This is a genomic window from Tsuneonella aeria (assembly GCF_009827495.1).
GTDB classification, from domain to species: domain Bacteria; phylum Pseudomonadota; class Alphaproteobacteria; order Sphingomonadales; family Sphingomonadaceae; genus Tsuneonella; species Tsuneonella aeria.
Genome location: NZ_WTZA01000001.1, coordinates 2,065,043 through 2,082,467, shown reverse-complemented (window position 1 = coordinate 2,082,467; position 17,425 = coordinate 2,065,043). Strand labels below are relative to the sequence as shown.

19 protein-coding genes are annotated in these 17,425 nt (G+C 67.9%); 10 read left to right on the top strand and 9 right to left on the bottom strand.

The features are described from left to right. Positions 1–5 precede the first annotated feature (5 nt). A complete protein-coding gene (locus tag GRI40_RS10215; RefSeq protein ID WP_160611221.1) occupies positions 6–1,589 on the top strand; it encodes a GMC family oxidoreductase in 1,584 nt (527 codons plus the stop codon). Between the two features lie 54 nt (positions 1,590–1,643). After that, a complete protein-coding gene (locus GRI40_RS10210; RefSeq protein WP_160611220.1) occupies positions 1,644–2,018 on the top strand; it encodes a YkvA family protein in 375 nt (124 codons plus the stop codon). A 19-nt stretch (positions 2,019–2,037) separates the two neighbouring features. Here the strand turns inward: GRI40_RS10210 and GRI40_RS10205 are convergent, their stop codons facing one another. Both GRI40_RS10205 and GRI40_RS10200 read right to left on the bottom strand, forming a co-directional pair. Further along, a complete protein-coding gene (locus GRI40_RS10205; RefSeq protein ID WP_160611219.1) occupies positions 2,038–2,739 on the bottom strand; it encodes an endonuclease/exonuclease/phosphatase family protein in 702 nt (233 codons plus the stop codon). Positions 2,740–2,851: 112 nt separating this feature from the next. Continuing rightward, positions 2,852–4,426, bottom strand: coding sequence for a helicase HerA-like domain-containing protein (locus tag GRI40_RS10200; protein WP_160611218.1), 1,575 nt, complete (start codon positions 4,424–4,426; stop codon positions 2,852–2,854). A 101-nt stretch (positions 4,427–4,527) separates the two neighbouring features. On the opposite strand from GRI40_RS10200, the gene pabB reads away from it, so the two are divergent. From pabB to GRI40_RS10160, 8 genes are all read left to right on the top strand, one after another. After that, positions 4,528–6,333 carry an aminodeoxychorismate synthase component I gene (pabB, locus tag GRI40_RS10195; RefSeq protein WP_160611217.1) on the top strand — a complete coding sequence of 602 codons (1,806 nt, stop codon included), beginning with the start codon at positions 4,528–4,530 and terminating at the stop codon, positions 6,331–6,333. Then, on the top strand, positions 6,330–6,995 hold the full coding sequence (locus tag GRI40_RS10190; protein ID WP_160611216.1) for an RluA family pseudouridine synthase: 666 nt from the start codon (positions 6,330–6,332) through the stop codon (positions 6,993–6,995). The genes pabB and GRI40_RS10190 overlap by 4 nt, the downstream gene beginning before the upstream one ends. Further along, on the top strand, positions 6,988–7,404 hold the full coding sequence (gene arfB / locus GRI40_RS10185) for an alternative ribosome rescue aminoacyl-tRNA hydrolase ArfB (RefSeq protein ID WP_160611215.1): 417 nt from the start codon (positions 6,988–6,990) through the stop codon (positions 7,402–7,404). The genes GRI40_RS10190 and arfB overlap by 8 nt, the downstream gene beginning before the upstream one ends. A 159-nt stretch (positions 7,405–7,563) precedes the next feature. Then, positions 7,564–7,731, top strand: a complete 168-nt coding sequence (rpmG, locus tag GRI40_RS10180; protein WP_160611214.1) for a 50S ribosomal protein L33 — start codon at positions 7,564–7,566, stop codon at positions 7,729–7,731. A gap of 64 nt (positions 7,732–7,795) precedes the next feature. After that, positions 7,796–8,455: a LolA family protein gene (locus GRI40_RS10175; RefSeq protein ID WP_160611213.1), complete on the top strand. Its 660-nt coding sequence runs from the start codon at positions 7,796–7,798 to the stop codon at positions 8,453–8,455. A 270-nt stretch (positions 8,456–8,725) separates the two neighbouring features. Continuing rightward, positions 8,726–9,523 (top strand): exodeoxyribonuclease III, encoded by a 798-nt coding sequence (locus tag GRI40_RS10170; RefSeq protein WP_160611212.1) that lies wholly within the window; start codon positions 8,726–8,728, stop codon positions 9,521–9,523. A 44-nt stretch (positions 9,524–9,567) separates the two neighbouring features. Beyond that, a complete protein-coding gene (gene ribA / locus GRI40_RS10165) occupies positions 9,568–10,584 on the top strand; it encodes a GTP cyclohydrolase II (protein ID WP_237489037.1) in 1,017 nt (338 codons plus the stop codon). After that, positions 10,581–11,075, top strand: a complete 495-nt coding sequence (locus GRI40_RS10160; RefSeq protein ID WP_160611211.1) for a GNAT family N-acetyltransferase — start codon at positions 10,581–10,583, stop codon at positions 11,073–11,075. The genes ribA and GRI40_RS10160 overlap by 4 nt, the downstream gene beginning before the upstream one ends. Here GRI40_RS10160 and asd read toward each other — a convergent pair. From asd to recQ, 7 genes are all read right to left on the bottom strand, one after another. Further along, the gene (gene asd, locus GRI40_RS10155; protein WP_237489036.1) at positions 11,072–11,770 is read right to left on the bottom strand and encodes an archaetidylserine decarboxylase; all 699 of its coding nucleotides are present in this window, start codon (positions 11,768–11,770) and stop codon (positions 11,072–11,074) included. The genes GRI40_RS10160 and asd overlap by 4 nt on opposite strands. Positions 11,771–11,976: 206 nt before the next feature. Then, positions 11,977–12,240, bottom strand: coding sequence for a DksA/TraR family C4-type zinc finger protein (locus GRI40_RS10150; protein ID WP_160611210.1), 264 nt, complete (start codon positions 12,238–12,240; stop codon positions 11,977–11,979). Between the two features lie 54 nt (positions 12,241–12,294). Then, positions 12,295–13,290, bottom strand: coding sequence for a right-handed parallel beta-helix repeat-containing protein (locus GRI40_RS10145; protein WP_160611209.1), 996 nt, complete (start codon positions 13,288–13,290; stop codon positions 12,295–12,297). A 23-nt stretch (positions 13,291–13,313) separates the two neighbouring features. Then, positions 13,314–14,306 (bottom strand): alpha/beta hydrolase, encoded by a 993-nt coding sequence (locus tag GRI40_RS10140; RefSeq protein ID WP_160611208.1) that lies wholly within the window; start codon positions 14,304–14,306, stop codon positions 13,314–13,316. Further along, complete coding sequence (locus tag GRI40_RS10135) at positions 14,303–14,509, bottom strand: toxin-antitoxin system HicB family antitoxin (protein ID WP_160611207.1); 207 nt, start codon at positions 14,507–14,509, stop codon at positions 14,303–14,305. Before GRI40_RS10135 ends, GRI40_RS10140 begins: the two co-directional genes overlap by 4 nt. A 9-nt stretch (positions 14,510–14,518) precedes the next feature. Then, on the bottom strand, positions 14,519–15,430 hold the full coding sequence (locus GRI40_RS10130; RefSeq protein WP_160611206.1) for an SPFH domain-containing protein: 912 nt from the start codon (positions 15,428–15,430) through the stop codon (positions 14,519–14,521). A gap of 93 nt (positions 15,431–15,523) precedes the next feature. Then, entirely contained in the window at positions 15,524–17,314 is a 1,791-nt protein-coding gene (gene recQ, locus GRI40_RS10125; protein WP_160611205.1) for a DNA helicase RecQ, read from the bottom strand. Positions 17,315–17,425 lie beyond the last annotated feature (111 nt).

The window sequence follows — 17,425 nt, the reverse complement described above, 5'->3', positions numbered from 1 at the left end:
TTCACATGGACACATTCGATGTCGTCGTGGTGGGCGGCGGCAGCGCCGGCAGTGCCGTCGCGGGGCGGCTGGCCCAGGCCGGGAAGACAGTCTGCCTGCTGGAGGCGGGCGGCCGCAACAACACCGTCCGGGTAAAGACGCCCGGCTTCATGCCGTTCATCCCCCAGATTTCCAATTATCGCTTTGAAACCGTCCCGCAGAAAGGGTTGAACGGACGCACCGGATACCAGCCGCGCGGGCGCGGGCTGGGCGGATCGAGTGCAATCAACGCGATGCTGTATATCCGCGGCAACAAATGGGATTACGACAACTGGGAGGCCCTGGGCTGCACCGGCTGGTCCTATGACGACGTGCTTCCCTGGTTCCGACGCTCGGAACACAATGTGCGGGGCGCGGACGCCTACCACGGCGCCGATGGCCCGCTGTGGGTCAGCGACCAGACATCGGTGAACCCCGGCAGCCGCGCCTTCGTGGAAGCAGCCACGGAACTGCAACTGCCGCGCAATGCCGATTTCAATGGCGCGAAGCAGGAAGGCTTCGGGATTTACCAGGTCACCCAAAAGGGCGGAGAGCGGTGGTCGGCCGCCCGCGCCTATATCGAGCCGCTGCGTCGTAATCGCAACCTCGACGTGCGAATCGGCGTCACGGTCAAGCGGCTTGAAATCGCTGACGGGCGCGTGACGGGCGCGACGTACCTCGTGGCGGGGAAGGAACGCACGGTGCACGCGCGCGGCGGCGTGGTGGTATCCGCCGGCGCCTTCGGCAGCCCCCAGGTTCTCATGCTGTCGGGCATCGGCCCGGCCGATCACTTGCGCGACCATGGCATCGATGTCGTCGCGGACCGCCCGGCAGTCGGCAGCGATCTGCAGGACCACCCCGACTACGTCTCGAGCTGGGAGAGCGCTAACCGCGACTTCATCGGCGACAGTCTTGCCGGCACGATCCGCATGGCTAGGGCCATCCTGGAACACCGCCGCAAGCGCACCGGTATCATGACCACCCCCTACGCCGAGGCCGGCGGATTCTGGACCGTGACGCCCGGAGCCCCGGCGCCCGATGTGCAGTGGCATTTCGTGCCGGCGATGCTGGAAGACCACGGCCGTACCAAGGTGAAGGGCCACGGTTTCTCTCTCCACGCCTGCGTGCTGCGCCCGGAAAGCCGGGGCACCGTGCGGCTGAACAGCGCCGATCCGCGCGACGTGCCGGCGATCGATCCCAACTTCCTCGACGACGAGCGCGATATCGCCGTGCTGCGCGCGGGCGTGCGCCTGTCGCACCGGATCGTCGAAGCGCCCGCAATGGCAGCCTACGCGCCAAAAGACCGCTATCCGATCGACATCAACGACGATGCGGCGCTCGACGATCTCATCCGCCAACGGGCGGACACTGTCTATCACCCCGTCGGGTCGTGCCGGATGGGCGCCGATGACGCGAGCGTCGTCGATCCCAAGCTGAAGGCGCGCGGTATCGAAGGATTGTGGGTGGCCGATGCGTCGATCATGCCGCGCCTCGTCAGCGGCAACACCAACGCGCCGAGCATCATGATCGGCGAGCGCTGCGCCGAATTCGTCGATGCCGCGCTTCGCTGATGTCCGGCGCGAAATCGGTCGCCACGACAAGATGGGCGTAAGGGCACCGGTCCGATGCGCCGTTCGCATGGCCTGCGTCAACGCGCGCTGGCGTTGAAGCGCGAGGCGCTTACGGTCTGGATCGCCGCGCGCGATCCGCGAACGCCGTGGGCGGCGAAGGTGCTCGCCGGTGCAGTAGCGGCCTATGCGTTCAGTCCGATCGACCTCATCCCCGACTTCATCCCCGTGCTGGGTCTGCTGGACGATCTGGTGATCGTGCCCCTAGGCGTGTGCGCGTGCCTGCGGATGATCCCGGCTCCGCTCCGCCAGGCCTATCGCGCCGAAGCGAGCCATCTCGCCGCGCGGCCCGTATCCCGCGTGGCGGGGGTTGCGATCGCGGCCGTGTGGCTTGCCGCGGCGACAGTGGTGGCATGGTACCTTTTGCGCTGAAGATCGAGCCGGCTTCCGCTCAACTCTCCGGCAGTTCCAGCCTGGCCCAGACCGGCAGGTGATCGGACGCCTGCGAAGCGAGGGCGCTATGATGCACCCCCTTGTCGATGACCTTCCAGGTCTTGCAGGCGATGATCCGGTCGAGCTGGGCCACCGGGTTGTTGCTTGGAAAGCTGCGCCCCGGCACAAGCGAATGCCAGTCGGCCAGTTCGCGCATCGCGCCGGTGGAGACGCCCCACTGGTTGAAGTCGCCCATCATCACGGTGGGGAGCACGCCGTCATCGCACCCGTCGAGATGTTTCAGGATCGCACGGATCTGGTCGCGGCGGCGCAAACCCGACAAGTCGAGATGCACGCCAACCGCGCGCATCCGCTGCCCGTCCACGCGAAAGTCCCCGCGCACAGCGCCGCGCGGCTCAAGCCGGGGCAGATCGACCGCGTGGGCCCCCACCGGCTCGAAGGACCGACGAATCAGGATCGCGTTACCGTGCCACCCCAGGCTGAGCGGCCGCTTCGCCACGGGCAGGGCGACCCACGGCGTCTCGTCCAGCGCGGCGCGGTCGATCACGCTCTCCCGCGCGCCGAAGCGGCGGTCGCATTCCTGCAAGGCGATCACATCCGCGTCGAGTTCGCGAAGCACGGACAGGATGCGGTCCGGGTCCCGCCTCCGGTCCATTCCCACGGCCTTGTGGATATTGTAACTGGCGAAAGTCAGCTGCACGTGTTGACGGGAACGCGCTGCAATCCGGAACGCTCCCGGTCTGCGACCGTCTGTGCGTTGCTCCGGCCGCGGGGGCCGCCGCAACCATCCGATTTTCCCATTCCTGCCACGCCTAACGCATCAGCCCGCCGATAAGATTGCGGACGAAGCGGCCGACATAAGGTCCGGCCAGATCGGTGGCGATCGATCCCGCGGCGGAACTGGCGGCGGTCTTCATCGGCCGGGCGCGCGATTTCTTGCCCAGGATCGCACCGGCCGCGATGGAGGCGCCCGAACCCATTGCCGCGCTCGCCGCGCGTTTCATGGCCTTGCCCCAGATATCCGGGCTCTTGCGTTCGCGGCGGCCGACTTCCTCGCGGCTCGTCTCCTCGACCTCGTCGGCAGTGGCCGCCGCGTCCGCAGCCTTCTGCGCCAGGACTTCCTCCGCGCTTTCGCGATCGACGCGCTCGTCGTACTTGCCGTCGAACGGGCTGACCGACCGAATGATCGCGCGTTCCTTGGCGTCGATGGGCCCCAGCCGGCTGCGCGGCGGCTTGACCAGCGTACGCTGCACCACCGATGGCGCGCCGTCTTCCATCAGGGTGGACACGAGCGCCTCGCCCGTCCGCAGCTCGGTAATCGCCTGCGCGACATCGAGATCGGGATTGATACGAAAAGTCTCGGCAGCGGCACGGATCGCCTTCTGGTCGCGTGGGGTATAGGCACGGAGGGCGTGCTGCACCCGATTGCCGAGCTGCCCCGCCACCGTTTCGGGAATGTCGATCGGGTTCTGTGTCACGAAATATACGCCGACTCCCTTCGATCGGATCAGCCGCACGACCTGTTCGATGGTCGTGAGCAGCGCGCGCGGTGCGTCATCGAACAACAGGTGCGCCTCGTCAAAGAAGAACACCAGGCGCGGTTTTTCAGGATCCCCTACCTCGGGCAGGGTTTCGAACAGTTCGGCCAGCAGCCACAGCAGGAACGTGGCGTAGAGCTTGGGGCTCTGCATCAGGCGGTCGGCGGCCAGCACGTTGATCATGCCGCGCCCCTTGTCATCCACGCGAATGAAGTCCTCCACCTCCAGGGCTGGTTCGCCGAAGAACATCGTACCACCCTGGCTGTCGAGACTGAGGACGGCACGCTGGATCGTCCCGACCGAAGGTTTTGTAACATTGCCGTACCGCGCCGAAAGCGCGCTCGCATTCTCGCTGGTGTGCGCAAGCATCGCGCGCAGGTCTTCCAGGTCGAGCAGGAGCAAACCCTGCTCGTCGGCGTAGCGGAAGACGATGTCGAGCACGCCCTGCTGCGTATCGTTCAGCCCGAGCAGGCGGCCGAGCAGCAAGGGGCCCATTTCGGACACGGTGGTGCGGATCGGGTGGCCCTGCTCCCCGAACAGGTCCCAGAACACCACCGGGTTGTCGGAGTAGGCATAGTCCGCCATTCCGATGTCCCGCGCGCGCTGCTCCAGGGCGGCAGCGTTCTTGAAGGTGGGCGAACCCGGCATGGCGATACCGGAAAGATCGCCCTTCACGTCGGCCAGGAACACCGGCACGCCATCAGCGGAAAAGCTCTCCGCCAACCCCTGCAACGTCACCGTCTTGCCGGTGCCCGTGGCGCCGGCGACCAGTCCGTGGCGGTTCGCGCGCGACAGTTCGAGGTATTGCTGTTCGCCATTGTCAGCAAGGCCGATGAATATGCGGCTCATTCGCGCGATTCTCCCGTCGTGGTGCAGCCCCAAGCCTGCGCAGGCGCCGCGCGCCGGTCAAGCGCCCTCGACACAAACGTCGAGCGCGCTAAGGCAGGGCGATGGCCGGGCGCGCACCCTTCGTTCTGCTCGACGACGCCCGCGGCGAGGGCGCGGCAGACGCGCACCTCTTCGAAAATCCGCAGCAGGTATTCGTGGCCCGCACCCCCCAGGACGTCGCTGCCGTGCTGGCCGAGGCAGACGCCGCGCGCGCCGGAGGCGGCACGCTGGCAGGCTTCATCGCGTACGAAGCGGGCCTTGCACTCGAACCCAGGCTCGCACCCCTCGCCGAAGCACGCACCGGTGCCGGCGGCCCGCTCGTCTGGTTGGGGCTGTTCGAAGAAGCATCGATCCTTCCGGCCGCGGATGTGCCGGCCTGGCTGGGAGAGAGCGGTGGTGGCCCGGCATCGCTAGGCCCCTTGGTGCCGCAGATTTCGCCAGGCGCCTACGCCGCCGCATTCGAGGCAGTGCAGGTGGCGATCCGCGCCGGCGACATCTACCAGGCCAACCTGACATTCCCACTCGCGGGCGGATTCCGGGGCGATCCGCTTGCGCTCTACGCCGCGCTGCGCGGTCGGGCGGCCGCGGGCTACGGCGGGGTCGTGTTCGATGGCCAGCACTGGCTGCTCAGTCTTTCGCCCGAACTGTTCGTCAGCCTCCGCGGGGCGGAAGCCAAGGCCAAGCCCATGAAGGGGACGCGCCCGCGTGCGACCGACGAAGTTGCGGATCGCGCGCTCGCGGAAGAACTCGCCGCTTCGGCCAAGGATCGGGCCGAGAACCTGATGATCTTGGACCTGATGCGCAACGACCTGTCCCGCGTGGCGGAGGCCGGGTCGGTTCGGGTCGAGGCGCCGTTTGCGGTCGAAAGCTACCCGACGGTCCACCAGATGGTCAGCACCGTCCGCGCACGCCTGTCGCCAGGGCAAGGCGCGATGGACCTTGTCCGCGCGCTGTTCCCCTGCGGGTCCATCACCGGGGCGCCAAAGATCCGCGCCATGGAAATCATCGGCGGCGTGGAGCGCGATGCGCGCGGGCCGTACTGCGGCGCGATCGGCCGGATCGGCCCGCCCGACGGGGACGGCCAGGGCGAGGCCGCGTTCAACGTCGCGATCCGCACCGTGCGCCTTACGGAGATCGAGAACGGCCAGGGCACTGCGGTACTCGGCGTCGGCTCTGCAGTCGTCGCGGACAGCGAACCCCTCCCCGAATGGCGCGAGAGCCTGCTCAAGGCCGGTTTCGCGCGGCTGGCAGCGCCAGGCTTCGACCTGGTGGAAACCATGCGCTTCGATCCCCAGGACGGCGTGCCCTTGCTGGACCTGCACCTCGAACGGATCGGGGCGAGCGCCGCTGCTTTGGGCTTTGTCTTCGATCGCCATGCGGCGCGTAACCGCATCCAGGCCCTGCTTTTCGATCTGGAGGCACCTGCACGCATCCGCCTGCTGGCCTCTGCCCGGGGCGAAATCGCCCTGGAAGCCGCGCCCCTGCCCGCGGCCCTGGCCGAACCGTTCGGTTGCATCGCGCTGCCGCTGCCGGTCGATTCGAGCGATTGGCGGCTCCGGCACAAGACGACGGACCGCAATTTCTACGACGCCGCGCGCCAGGCTGCCGAAATCGAAGGGGCGGGCGAGGCGCTGTTCGTGCGCGACGATGGCCTGGTGACAGAAGGCACCTTTACCAACGTCTTCCTGGAACGAGACGGCATCCTGATAACTCCGCCCGCCGCCGCCGGCCTTCTCCCCGGCGTCCTGCGCCGATCGCTGATCGATGGCGGACACGCACGGGAAGTTGAATTGACGCTGGACGACCTTGCCGGCGGATTTCTTATCGGAAACGCGCTCCGCGGACTGATAAAGGCGCGGCTGGTATGATCCCGATCCTGTTCGAAGACGGCGAGGCGCTGGTGATCGACAAGCCCGCGGGATTGCCGATCGAGCGCCCGCGTGCCGGCGGTCCCGCCCTCGAAGACCACCTGAGCGATCTGCGCCTGGGCTTCCGGCGCGACCCCGTGCCGGTCCACCGGCTGGATACCGATACCAGCGGTTGCCTGCTGCTGGCCCGCAACCCCAAGGCGCTGGTCCGTTTCTCCCGCGCGTTCGAGGAACGATTGGTCGAGAAACGCTATCTCGGAATCCTCGGCGGGACGATCGAGACGCAGGCCGGAACGATCGAACTGGCGCTGTCCAAGATCAGCTCCGCCGAAAAGGGATGGCGCATGATCCCGGCGCGCAAGGGTAAGGCGGCGGTGACTCACTGGCGCACGCTGGCGGTGGCAGGCGGTCTGACCCTGATCGAGTTCCGCCCGGAAACCGGCCGCACGCACCAGATCAGGGTCCACGCCGCGTTTGGCCTCGGCGTGCCGCTCCTCGGCGATCCGGTCTATGGCCAGAAGGGCTCCGCACCCCGAACGATGCTGCACGCCGCCGGCCTCTCCGTCCCGCGCGACGGGAAGCCGCCGGTCGCGGCCCATGCCCCGATGGCGCAAGACTTTGCCGCGCTGGGCTTTGCCGACCCGCTTGAATCCGATGGCTGACACGGCTGACGCGATCGTTGCGCGGGCAATCGATCTGGTCCGCGAAAGCTTCATCGCCGCATCGGGGCCCGGCGGGCAGAACGTCAACAAGGTCGCGACCGCGGTGCAGTTGCGGCTGGACGTCTATGCCTTGCGCCTGCCGCCCGAGGTGTTCCAGCGGTTGAAGACCCTCGCGGGCAGCCGCATGACCGCCGGCGGTGAGATCGTCATCGCCGCGCGTCGCTTCCGCACGCAGGAGGCGAACCGGGCGGAAGCGCGCGAGCGGCTGGCGGAGCTCATCCGCGGCGCTTTCGACGCGCCGGCCCGCCGCGCAAGGAGCCGTCTCAACCGGGTCGGCAAGGAAGCGCGCATCAAGGCGAAAAAATCGCGCGGGGCGATCAAGGCCGGACGCGGCAAGCCAGACTGGTAGGGCCTCCCGCTCAAGGCCGCCGGGGCACGCGGCCGCTTGACTTCGGGCCCCGTTTGCAGCAATGGCCGCGCCCGACGGGCGGCGCGCGTGTGCCGCCCTTGGTATTTGGGCCCCGGACCGTCGCCGGATCGTGGCCATTCAGCGAATCAGGAACCTTCCATGGCGAAGCCCGCAACCGTCAAGATCCGGCTGGTTTCCACCGCCGACACCGGCTTCTTCTACGTCACGAAGAAGAACCCGCGCAACCACACCGAGAAGTTCACCTTCCGCAAGTACGATCCGGTTGCGCGCAAGCACGTGGAATTCAAGGAAGCGAAGATCAAGTAAGCTGAACGCCCGGAACCGGCAGGGTTCACGGGCAGTTCAACGCTCCGCATCCAATGAACGGAGCATGACGATCTTGAAGAAATTCCCCAAGTCGCCCGCGCGCGCCGCTATCGCCGCCGCGCTGTCCCTGTCGATTCCCGCCGCTATGCTGGCGCCGGCCGCGCCTGCCGTGGCGCAGGCCAGCCAGCTCGATCAGGCGGTCGCCGCCTTGCGCGGCATTTCGACCATGAAGGCCGATTTCACGCAGACCGACCGCAAGGGCCAGACCCTGTCGGGCGTTCTCACGCTGAAGCGGCCGGGCAAGATTCGCTTCGAGTACGGCAAGGGCGCCGATATGCTCGTCGTTTCGAACGGCAAGTCGCTCTACCTCGTCGATTACGAGGTGAAGCAGGTCCAGCGCTGGCCCATCGGCAATTCTCCGCTCGGCGCGCTGCTCGATCCCAATCGCGACATCAAGCGCTATGGCAAGCTGATACCTTCGGGCAGCGACAACGTGCTCAGCGTCGAAGTTCGCGATCCCAAGCATCCCGAATACGGCGTGATCACGTTGATCTTCACGCGCAACGGCTCCGCGCCGGGCGGGTGGCAGCTTACCAACTGGGTGGCGCTCGATTCGCAGAATGGCCGGACCACGGTGCGCTTGACCAACCAGCGTTACGGGGTCGCGGTCGCCGACAGCGCTTTTTCGTTCAAGGATCCACGCCGCACGGCTGGCCGTCGCTGACACACGGTTCGTCCGGGGGCCGTTCGCCCTTTGCGACCAGTCGCCGTCAGGTGTTCATGCGGGTGAAAGCGAACGAGGCGTAAACCGTATCTCGCAGGACGGCTTGAGGCGGGTTTCCCCCCTGTTGCCCGTTCCTCATCAGAAGTCGCCTGCACAAAGCGTGACGAACGCTCAAACGAACCCTCGCGCCAATTGCCCCCGGCGCGAGGGTTTTTCGTTGCGCGCCGCTGGCCGGTTGCCGCCGCGCCCCGCCATGCCTATCCGGCAATCATGCTGTCCATCGCCACCTGGAACATCAATTCGGTTCGGCTGCGCATCGACCAGGTCGTCCGCATGCTGGGCGATCATGCGCCCGACATCCTGTGCCTTCAGGAAATCAAGTGCCAGGAACACCAGTTTCCCGCGCAGGCCCTGGCCGACCTCGGCTATGTGCACCAGGCGGTGCATGGACAGAAAGGCTATCACGGCGTCGCCACGATCGGCCGCGTGCCGTTCCGCGAATTCGGCCGGCACGACTGGCAGGATAATGGTGAGGCGCGCCATGTCGGGGTCGAACTCACCGGTCCCGGCGCGCAGCACGGCCTGATCGTGGAAAACGTCTATATCCCCGCCGGCGGCGACACGCCGGACCGCGCGATCAATCCGAAGTTCGGCCAGAAGCTCGATTTCCTTGAGCGGATGGCGCGCTGGGCCGATGCGCTCGACCGGCCGACGCTGATCGTGGGTGACTTCAACGTCGCCCCGCTGGAGTGCGATGTCTATGACCACAAGGCACTGCTGAAGGTCGTCAGTCACACGCCGGTGGAGGTGGAGTCGCTGGACCGGCTGCGCGATGCGCACGGCTTCGTCGACCTTGGCCGGCGGTTCATTCCCGCGCCCGACCGCAATTATTCCTGGTGGTCCTATCGCAGCTATTGGCGGCAGAAAGACCAGGGGCGCCGCCTCGACCACATGTGGGCCAGCCCCGAGCTCGCGTCCCAGGCGACCGCGCATCGACTGGTGGAGGACACGCGCCGCTGGGATGCGCCCAGCGATCATATCCCGCTGGTGACGGAGTTCGATCTCTGAACGGTGCCAGCCCGTCGCGCCGCGCCGCGCAGGCAGTCGATGCATTGCGGCACGGCTGGCCGATCGCGCTCGTCGGCGGGCCCGTGCTCCTGCCGGCTGAAACTGCGATCGCTGCAAGCGCCGCGAGCGACCGGATGCTGATCGGGGCCGCCCGCGCCGAGACGCTGAAGCTCGCCAACCAGCGCGAAGCTGCCGTTCCCCACGCGCCGGTTCTTGTACGGGGGGCAGAGCCGTTCGACCTTGCCGCAGCGCGGGCGATGGCCGATCCCGCGCTCGACCTCGCGACGCCCTTGAAGGGGCCGTTCCGCGCCGAACCGATCGATTGGCGCGAAGGGGCCGCTGCCGCGCTCGAACTGGCGCGAATTGCCGGGATATTGCCTGCGTTCATGGTCGATCCCATCGAAGCGGGCGAAGCGCAGCCGTTCGCGCCCGCGGACCTCGCCGCGCTTGCCGATCAGGGGAGCCTCGTCATCGCGACACGCGCGCATTTGCCCGTGGCAGCGGGCGAGGATGCCGAGATCCTCGCATTTCGCAGCGCCGACGACATGCGCGAACACGTCGCGCTGGTTTTCGGCAAACCGGTTTCCGACCGGGCGCCGCTCGTGCGGCTGCATTCCGAATGCCTGACGGGCGACGTGCTCGGCAGCCTCAAGTGCGATTGTGGTCCGCAGCTCGACGCCGCGCTTGAGGCCGCATCCGCCGAAGGACGAAAGGGCGGCTGGGGCGTGGTGCTCTATCTGCGGCAGGAAGGACGCGGCATCGGCCTGGTCAACAAACTCCGCGCCTATCGCCTGCAGGATCAGGGGCACGACACGATCGACGCGAACCGCCGCCTGGGCCTGCCTGACGAAGCGCGCGATTTCCCGGTAGCGGCGCGGATGCTGGACTTGCTGGGCGCCCGCGCGGTGCGACTGATGACCAACAATCCTGCGAAAGTCACCGCACTGGAGGCGGCGGGGGTCCGCGTGGCCGAGCGCGTCCCGCATCGGTTGCCCGACAATCCCCACAACACGCGCTACCTTGCCACCAAGCGCGACCGCGCCGGGCACCTGCTTCCTTGACCGTCATCCGGCCCGAGCGTCCGGGCGACGGAGCGGCGATCCGCGCGGTGACGGCGGAAGCCTTCCTGGGAGTGCCGCACAGCGACGGAAGCGAGCCGGACCTGATCGATCGCCTCCGCGCCGAGGGCGATCTGACACTGTCGCTGGTGTGCGAACAGGGGTGCGAGATCGTCGGCCACGTCGCTTTCTCGCGCGTGACGATCGCCGACGGATCGACCGAGTGGTACGGCCTCGGCCCCGTCAGCGTTCTGCCGGCGCATCAAGGCTGCCGGATCGGCGCACGGCTGATCGAGCAGGGTCTGGCTGAGCTCACCAAGCGGGGCGCCCGCGGCGTCGTGCTTCTCGGCGACCCGGAATACTACAGCCGTTTCGGTTTCGCGCACGATTCTGCACTGATGTATCCCGGCCCGCCGCCGCAGTACTTCCAGCGGCTGGTTATCGCCGGCGCCGCGCCTGCCGGTATCGTCCGGTACGCGCCGGCGTTCGGCTAGAGCAGGCGGGCGATCGCCTGGCCCATGCGCACCGCGCTGCCGGGCTGGAGCTCGGGCAGCCACTCGATCCGGTCGGGCTCGAACAGCAGCACCACCGTCGAACCGAGGTAGAACCGGCCCATCTCTTCGCCCGGCGCGAACACGGGCCCGTCGGCAAAGCGCGCGGACTGGACGGCCTTGCCGTGCGGCGCCACGCGTCCGCTCCACACCGTCTCGATACCGGCCACGATCATGGCCCCGACCATGACGCTGGCGACCGTACCCAGCGGCGTTTCGAACAGGCAGGCGAGGCGCTCGTTGCGGGCGAACAGCCGCTCCACGCCTTCCGCCGTCACGCCGTTGACCGAAAACAGGTCGCCGGGGACGTACCGTGTCTCACGCAGTCGCCCGCCGACCGGCATGTGCACGCGGTGGTAGTCCCTGGGGCTGAGGTAGATCGTCACGAACCGGCCGCCATCGAAGCGCGGCGCGTCGGCCGCATCGCCCGCAAGCAATTCGGCCACCGAATAGTCGCGGCCCTTGGCTTGCAGGATGCGGCCGTCGGCGATCCGGCCCACCTGGCTCACCGCGCCGTCTGCCGGGCTGAGCACATATCGCGCCGAATCAGCCAGCGGACGCGCGCCCGGTTTGAGGGCTCGGGTAAAAAATGCATTGAAGCTGGGATAAGCGGCGGCGGGTTCTGCCGCCTCGTCCATGTCGACATCGTAGGTATCGATGAAGCGCGCGATCAGCGTGTCCTTGATCCATGGCCGAGTGCTGTCCGCAATGCGTCCGGCGAACTTCGACAGGCCGTGCTGGGGGGCAAGGTGCTGCGCGCGAATGAAAAGCGACGAGATGGGAAACCTCCGTTCGTGTGCACCGATCCTGTGCGAAAAAAGCGGCGGTTATGCCGGCGCCACGGTCATCGCAACTGGCTGTCCTTGCTGCCCCGCCGGTTGATCAGCGAATGGCGGACCTCGCTGTCGCGTTCAGCCTGGCAGACGATGCATGTCCGGACGCCCGGCAGAGCCTGTCGACGGCGTTCCGGGATGGCCTCGCCGCAATCGTCGCAGAATTCGGCGCTGTGCCCCTGGGGCGTGCGCGCACGGGCCGCCGCGACCGCGTCGGCCACCGTGTCGTCGATCTGATCCTGCACCGCGCCGTCGCGCGTCCAGCCGCCTGCCATGGGTCTGCTCCTTGACCCTACAACCGGCGGACGGGATCGCGGGTTCCGGACCGCTCAGCGTTCCTGGAAGGCGGTAATCCCGACCCCGAGGGCATTCTCGCGCACCACGGGCCGATCGCCCGACCAGTCCGCCACGAAGACGCTGGTACGCACGAAGCCTGGCGCGAAACGCGCGTCGTTGCCGGCGATAGTCAGCCCGGCCGAGGAATGCAGGTGATCTTCCGCTCCCACCGCGATGAAGGCGGAGTAATTCTCCTTGTCCTTTCCCTGGACGAACCAGTTGTCGGTGATGCGGCCCGCGGCGCCGGCAGGCAGGTCGATCATGTAGTTGGTCGCGGTGCCCGCCGAATCGTCGAAGCTGTTGGCCACGATCTCCACCTGTCCGCTGCGTGCCTTCAGATAGTGGCCGCCGCGCCCCCGTTCGAAGCGGGAGCGCGTTACCCGCAGGCTGCCGTAGTTGCCGGTGTAGATCGAATGGGCGCAGCCCGCCGCCCCCTGGCAAGTGCCGAGACCGGCGAACGTGCTCTGGTCGATCACGATCGCGCCGCCCGGATTGTCCGCCGTGAGGATGCCCTGCTCGCTGTCGAGGAACCACGATTGCGCCACCATGAGGTCGCCGGCCTCCAGCCGGATGCCCGCGCCGTTGAAATCAGGCACCTTGATATTGCGGAATGTCAGGCCCGAAATCCGCGCCCCGCGCCCGCGCAGGACAAGCGCTGCCTTCCCTTCGCACGCCGTGCCGTCGAACACTGCGGCGCCGGGCTGCCGGGTCGCGTAGGTCACCGTGCCGCGTTCCTGCACGGCACATTGGCGCCACGTTCCCGGCGCAATGGCGATCGTGCCCTGGCCGTCGCCGATCGCGTTGACGGCCTCTTGCAGCGAGGCGAAGCTCCGGCCGGTCTCCGCCACTGTGAACGGCGCCGCGGCGGGTTGTGCGATGACCGCAGCCACCGGGATTGCCGCGACCGCCATCACGGCGATCACGCCGAGCAGGATTCGCGACGGACGTGCCGGAAACCGGCGGTCGGATAGTGGGCGTTCGCAGTCCATCACGCCGCGTTAGCCGTTCGCGGTTAACGGCCCGCTAAAGGCTGGCGGCGGACAAACTCCGCGATAGCAGCGACCAGCCCCGGCGATACCGGCTGCGCGGCCCCGGCGTATGCCGCCATGTTTGCAGCGGCGTCGCCCGGCGGGACCTGTTTCAGGACGTGGTTCATGCCGGGCACCAGCCGATACCGTGCACCGGCGTTCGCCTTCCGCAGCGGCGCCGCGCTGCCGGCCGGGACTTGCAGGTCTTCCCCGCCCTCCACGATCAGCATCGGTATGCGCACGTCCGCCGCAAGTTCTGCAGGGTCGTGGCGGAACAGGTCGATCAGGAACGCCTGCACGGCCGGTGCGAATAATTGCTGGAGGGCGGGGTGCATCGCCGAGACGTCGGCGCGTTCGCCCTTCTCCAGGCGGTCGATCGCGCCAAAAGCATCGGCGAGGATCGGCGCATTGGCCGGGTTCCGCCGAAGCTGCGCGCGCATCACCTGCCCCAGCGCCTCCCCGGAGGCGCTGACGAGGATGATGCCGCACAAGGTCGGGGTCCTCTGCGCCGCCGCGAGCGCCACCAGTCCGCCCTCGCTGTGCCCCAGAAGCCAGATACAGGAACGCCCGGATGCGGCGCGCGCGGCCTCTGTCCAGGCCTCGACATCGGCCACGTAGTCCGCAATCGTCACGGCGTTGGGATCGGGTACGGCGGCCTTGCTGCCGAACATGCCGCGCTTGTCGATCCGCAGCGATCCGATGCCCTCGGCCCCCAGCGCCTCGGCAAGCAGGCGGTATGGTGCGGCCGTGACACCCAGCGGATTGTTGCCATCGCGATCGGTCGGCCCCGAACCGGGGATGATCAGGATCACGGGCCCTTCCCCCGCCGGCGCCATGTACGTGCCCGCCAGCGCGCCGTGCGGGCCCGGGGCCGTGATATCGCGGCCGGCGGTCGCTGGCGCGGGCGACGCGGCGGAGCCCTGCACCGCGGCGCAGACCATCGTTGCCGCCAAGGCGGCACGGATCACTGTGTTCATGTATCTTCCCCCCTTGGCGGACGGCCGCGACGGATCGGCTGCCCCTTGGCGACGTCCACGCCGCGCGCCTTCAGTGCCTCGCGCAGCAGCATTTCGATCTGGGCGTTGGCGCTGCGCAGCTCGGCCGCCGCCAGCCGCTCGACCGCGGCGTGGACCGCCGGGTCGAGACGAAGGGCGAAGGCCTTCTTGGGCGGAGCCGCCACGTCAGCCTCTTACTGGTACAGCGTCCCGGCGTTGACCACCGGCTGCGCCTCGCGTTCGCCGCACAGGACGACCATCAGGTTCGACACCATGGTCGCGCGCCGCTCGTCATCAAGCTCCACGATACCGTCGGTCGACAGCTTGGTCAGCGCCATTTCCACCATGCTGACCGCGCCCATCACCAGCTTGGCGCGCGCGGCGATCACCGCTTCGGCCTGCTGGCGGCGCAGCATCGCGCCGGCGATCTCGGCTGCGTAGGCAAGGTGGGTGAGGCCCGCTTCGTCAACCACGATGCCGGCGACCTTCAGCCGGTCGTTCAGTTCGGCCTGGAGCTCCGTGTTCACCACATCGGGGCTGCCGCGCAGCGTCACCTCCTCTTCCTCCAGATCGTCATAGGGGTGGCGTGCGCCCACGGTGCGCAGGCCCGCCTCGATCTGGATGTTCACGAACTCCTTGAAATCCTCCACGTCGAAGGCGGCCTGCGCGGTATCGGCCACGCGCCAGACCACGTTGCAGGCGATATCGATCGGATTGCCCTTGAGATCGTTGATCTTGACCCGTTCGGAATGGACGTTGTGCGCGCGGGCGGAAATCTTCTTGCGCATCAGCCAGGGCCATACCCAGCGCAAGCCTTCGGACCGGTCGGTACCCCTGTAGGCGCCGAACAGCGTGATCACCGCAGCCTGGTTCGGCTGGATCATGTAGAATCCCGCCATCGCGATCCCGGCCAGGAACAGCAGCCCGAACGACAGTGCCGCCTCCGGCCCGGCATTGAGGTTGGCATCGACCAGCCGGACGAACAGCACGAAGCGCCATACCGCCAGCGCGAGCAGCACCAGCGTGACGGCCAGCATCGCGTAGCCGTTGAACGTGGCCGCGCCGCGCTCCCGGCTGGTGTTCATCCCCTTCAGTTCGATCGACATGATCAGGTGCCCTCCATATGAATCTGATATCATATTTATAGCAGAAGCAACACTTGGCAAGCGTTATGTCATGCTGTGCCAAGGGAAAGGCGATCAGGCGGTCAGCAGCTCCAGGAAACGGCGGCCGTAGGTGTCCAGCTTCTTGGCGCCCACGCCCGGCAGTGCCCCCAGTTCCGCAAGCGTCCCGGGCCGTGCCGCTGCCATTTCACGCAAGGTGGCGTCGTGGAATATCACGTACGGCGGCACGCCAGTCTCTCGCGCGATGGTCCGGCGCAAGTCGCGGAGCGATTCGAACAGCGGATCGCCGACCGGATTCGGGGTATCTGCGGCGCGCCGCCCGCCGCGCCGGCCGCTCGCCGGCGGGATGACGATCTCCACCGGCTGCTCGCCCTTCAGGATCGCCTTTGCCGGCCCGCCGAGTTGCAGGCCGCCATGTTCGGTCGCCACCAGCACGCCCCGGGCCTGCAGCGCGCGGGCGACGGGCTGGATCAGGCGCGCATCGCCGCTGTCGACGATGCCGAACACGCTCAGGCGGTCGTGACCCCGCTGGACCACCCGGTCGTCCGGAACGCCGGTCAGCACTTTCTGCAAGTGGCCCAGGCCGAAGCTCTGCCCGGTGCGATAGGCGGCGCTGAGCAGCTTGCGCGCCAGTTCCGTAACATCGCTGACGCCGGGCGCGTCGAGGCAATTGTCGCAATTCCCGCACCGATCGGGCGGGTCTTCGCCGAAATGGCGCAGCAGCACCGCGCGCCGACAGCCGGCCGTCTCGATCAGCCCCGCAAGCGCATCCAGGCGCGCGCGTTCGGACCCGCGCCGATCGTCGGGCACTTCGGACAGGCGCTGACGGGCCTGCGCGAAGTCGCCCGCGCCCCACAGCATCACCGCCTGCGCGGGATCGCCGTCGCGCCCGGCGCGCCCGGTTTCCTGGTAATAGGCCTCGATCGATTTGGGGATGCCTGCATGGGCGACGAAGCGGACATCGGGTTTGTCGATGCCCATGCCGAACGCGATCGTGGCCACCATCACCATGTCCTCGGACTCGACGAAGGCGGCCTGGTTTGCCGCCCGCACGCCTGGCTCCAGCCCCGCATGGTAGGGCAGGACCGGCCGGCCGCTTGCCGCGCCAAGCTGCTGCGCCAGCTTCTCCACCTTGGCGCGGGTCGGAGCATAGACGATGCCAGGCCCCGGCTCCGCCCGCATCAGCTCCGCGATCTGCCGCACCAGGTTGTCGCGGTGACGGATCGCATAGCGGATGTTCGGCCGATCGAACCCAGCGACGATCAAACCGTCGCCCGGAATGCCGAGCTGGGCGAGAATGTCGGCCCGGGTGTGCGCGTCGGCCGTCGCCGTCAGGGCCAGGCGGGGGACATGCGGGAACGCGTCCATCAGCGGGCGGAGCTGACGGTAGTCGGGGCGGAAATCGTGCCCCCATTCCGACACGCAGTGCGCTTCGTCGATGGCGAACAGGGCGATGGGGGCGGACGCCAGCATCTCGCGGAATGCCGGCTGGCTCGCCCGTTCCGGGGCCACGTAGAGCAGGTCGAGCGCGCCGGCGCGGAAGGCTTCGATCGTCTCGCGCCAGTCGGCATCGGCGCTGGTCAGCGTGGCGGCGGCGATGCCGTTGGCCCGCGCGGCACGAAGCTGATCGTGCATCAGCGCAATCAGCGGGCTGACGACAACGCAGGTGCCTTCCATCATCGCGGCGGGGAGTTGATATGTCAGCGACTTGCCGGCCCCCGTGGGCATGACGGCCAGCGTCGATCGGCCCGCCAGCACGCGCGCAACGACCTGCGGCTGTACGCCGCGAAAATCATCGAAGCCGAACAGCGCGCGCAACCGCTCGCGCGCCTCATCGATGCCAGGCCCTGCCGCGATCGTCGCCATGCGGGGGCATTGGCATAGTCGGGCGGCGTAAGGAAATGCACCGCCTGTGGACAGCGGCGATTGCGGCGCGAATGTGGCGGGGGTAGATGGGGCCATCCCGTTTCGCACGAT

Coding starts and splice junctions, on each gene's coding strand:
- GRI40_RS10170 (WP_160611212.1), top strand. CDS start 8,726: ATGCTGTCCATCGCCACCTGGAACATCAATTCGGTTCGGCTGCGCATC.
- GRI40_RS10215 (WP_160611221.1), top strand. CDS start 6: ATGGACACATTCGATGTCGTCGTGGTGGGCGGCGGCAGCGCCGGCAGT.
- GRI40_RS10150 (WP_160611210.1), bottom strand. CDS start 12,240: ATGGCAGGCGGCTGGACGCGCGACGGCGCGGTGCAGGATCAGATCGAC.
- asd (WP_237489036.1), bottom strand. CDS start 11,770: ATGGACGAGGCGGCAGAACCCGCCGCCGCTTATCCCAGCTTCAATGCA.
- arfB (WP_160611215.1), top strand. CDS start 6,988: ATGGCTGACACGGCTGACGCGATCGTTGCGCGGGCAATCGATCTGGTC.
- pabB (WP_160611217.1), top strand. CDS start 4,528: ATGGCCGGGCGCGCACCCTTCGTTCTGCTCGACGACGCCCGCGGCGAG.
- recQ (WP_160611205.1), bottom strand. CDS start 17,314: ATGGCGACGATCGCGGCAGGGCCTGGCATCGATGAGGCGCGCGAGCGG.
- GRI40_RS10175 (WP_160611213.1), top strand. CDS start 7,796: ATGACGATCTTGAAGAAATTCCCCAAGTCGCCCGCGCGCGCCGCTATC.
- GRI40_RS10130 (WP_160611206.1), bottom strand. CDS start 15,430: ATGTCGATCGAACTGAAGGGGATGAACACCAGCCGGGAGCGCGGCGCG.
- GRI40_RS10200 (WP_160611218.1), bottom strand. CDS start 4,426: ATGAGCCGCATATTCATCGGCCTTGCTGACAATGGCGAACAGCAATAC.
- rpmG (WP_160611214.1), top strand. CDS start 7,564: ATGGCGAAGCCCGCAACCGTCAAGATCCGGCTGGTTTCCACCGCCGAC.
- GRI40_RS10190 (WP_160611216.1), top strand. CDS start 6,330: ATGATCCCGATCCTGTTCGAAGACGGCGAGGCGCTGGTGATCGACAAG.
- GRI40_RS10210 (WP_160611220.1), top strand. CDS start 1,644: ATGCGCCGTTCGCATGGCCTGCGTCAACGCGCGCTGGCGTTGAAGCGC.
- GRI40_RS10140 (WP_160611208.1), bottom strand. CDS start 14,306: ATGAACACAGTGATCCGTGCCGCCTTGGCGGCAACGATGGTCTGCGCC.
- GRI40_RS10145 (WP_160611209.1), bottom strand. CDS start 13,290: ATGGACTGCGAACGCCCACTATCCGACCGCCGGTTTCCGGCACGTCCG.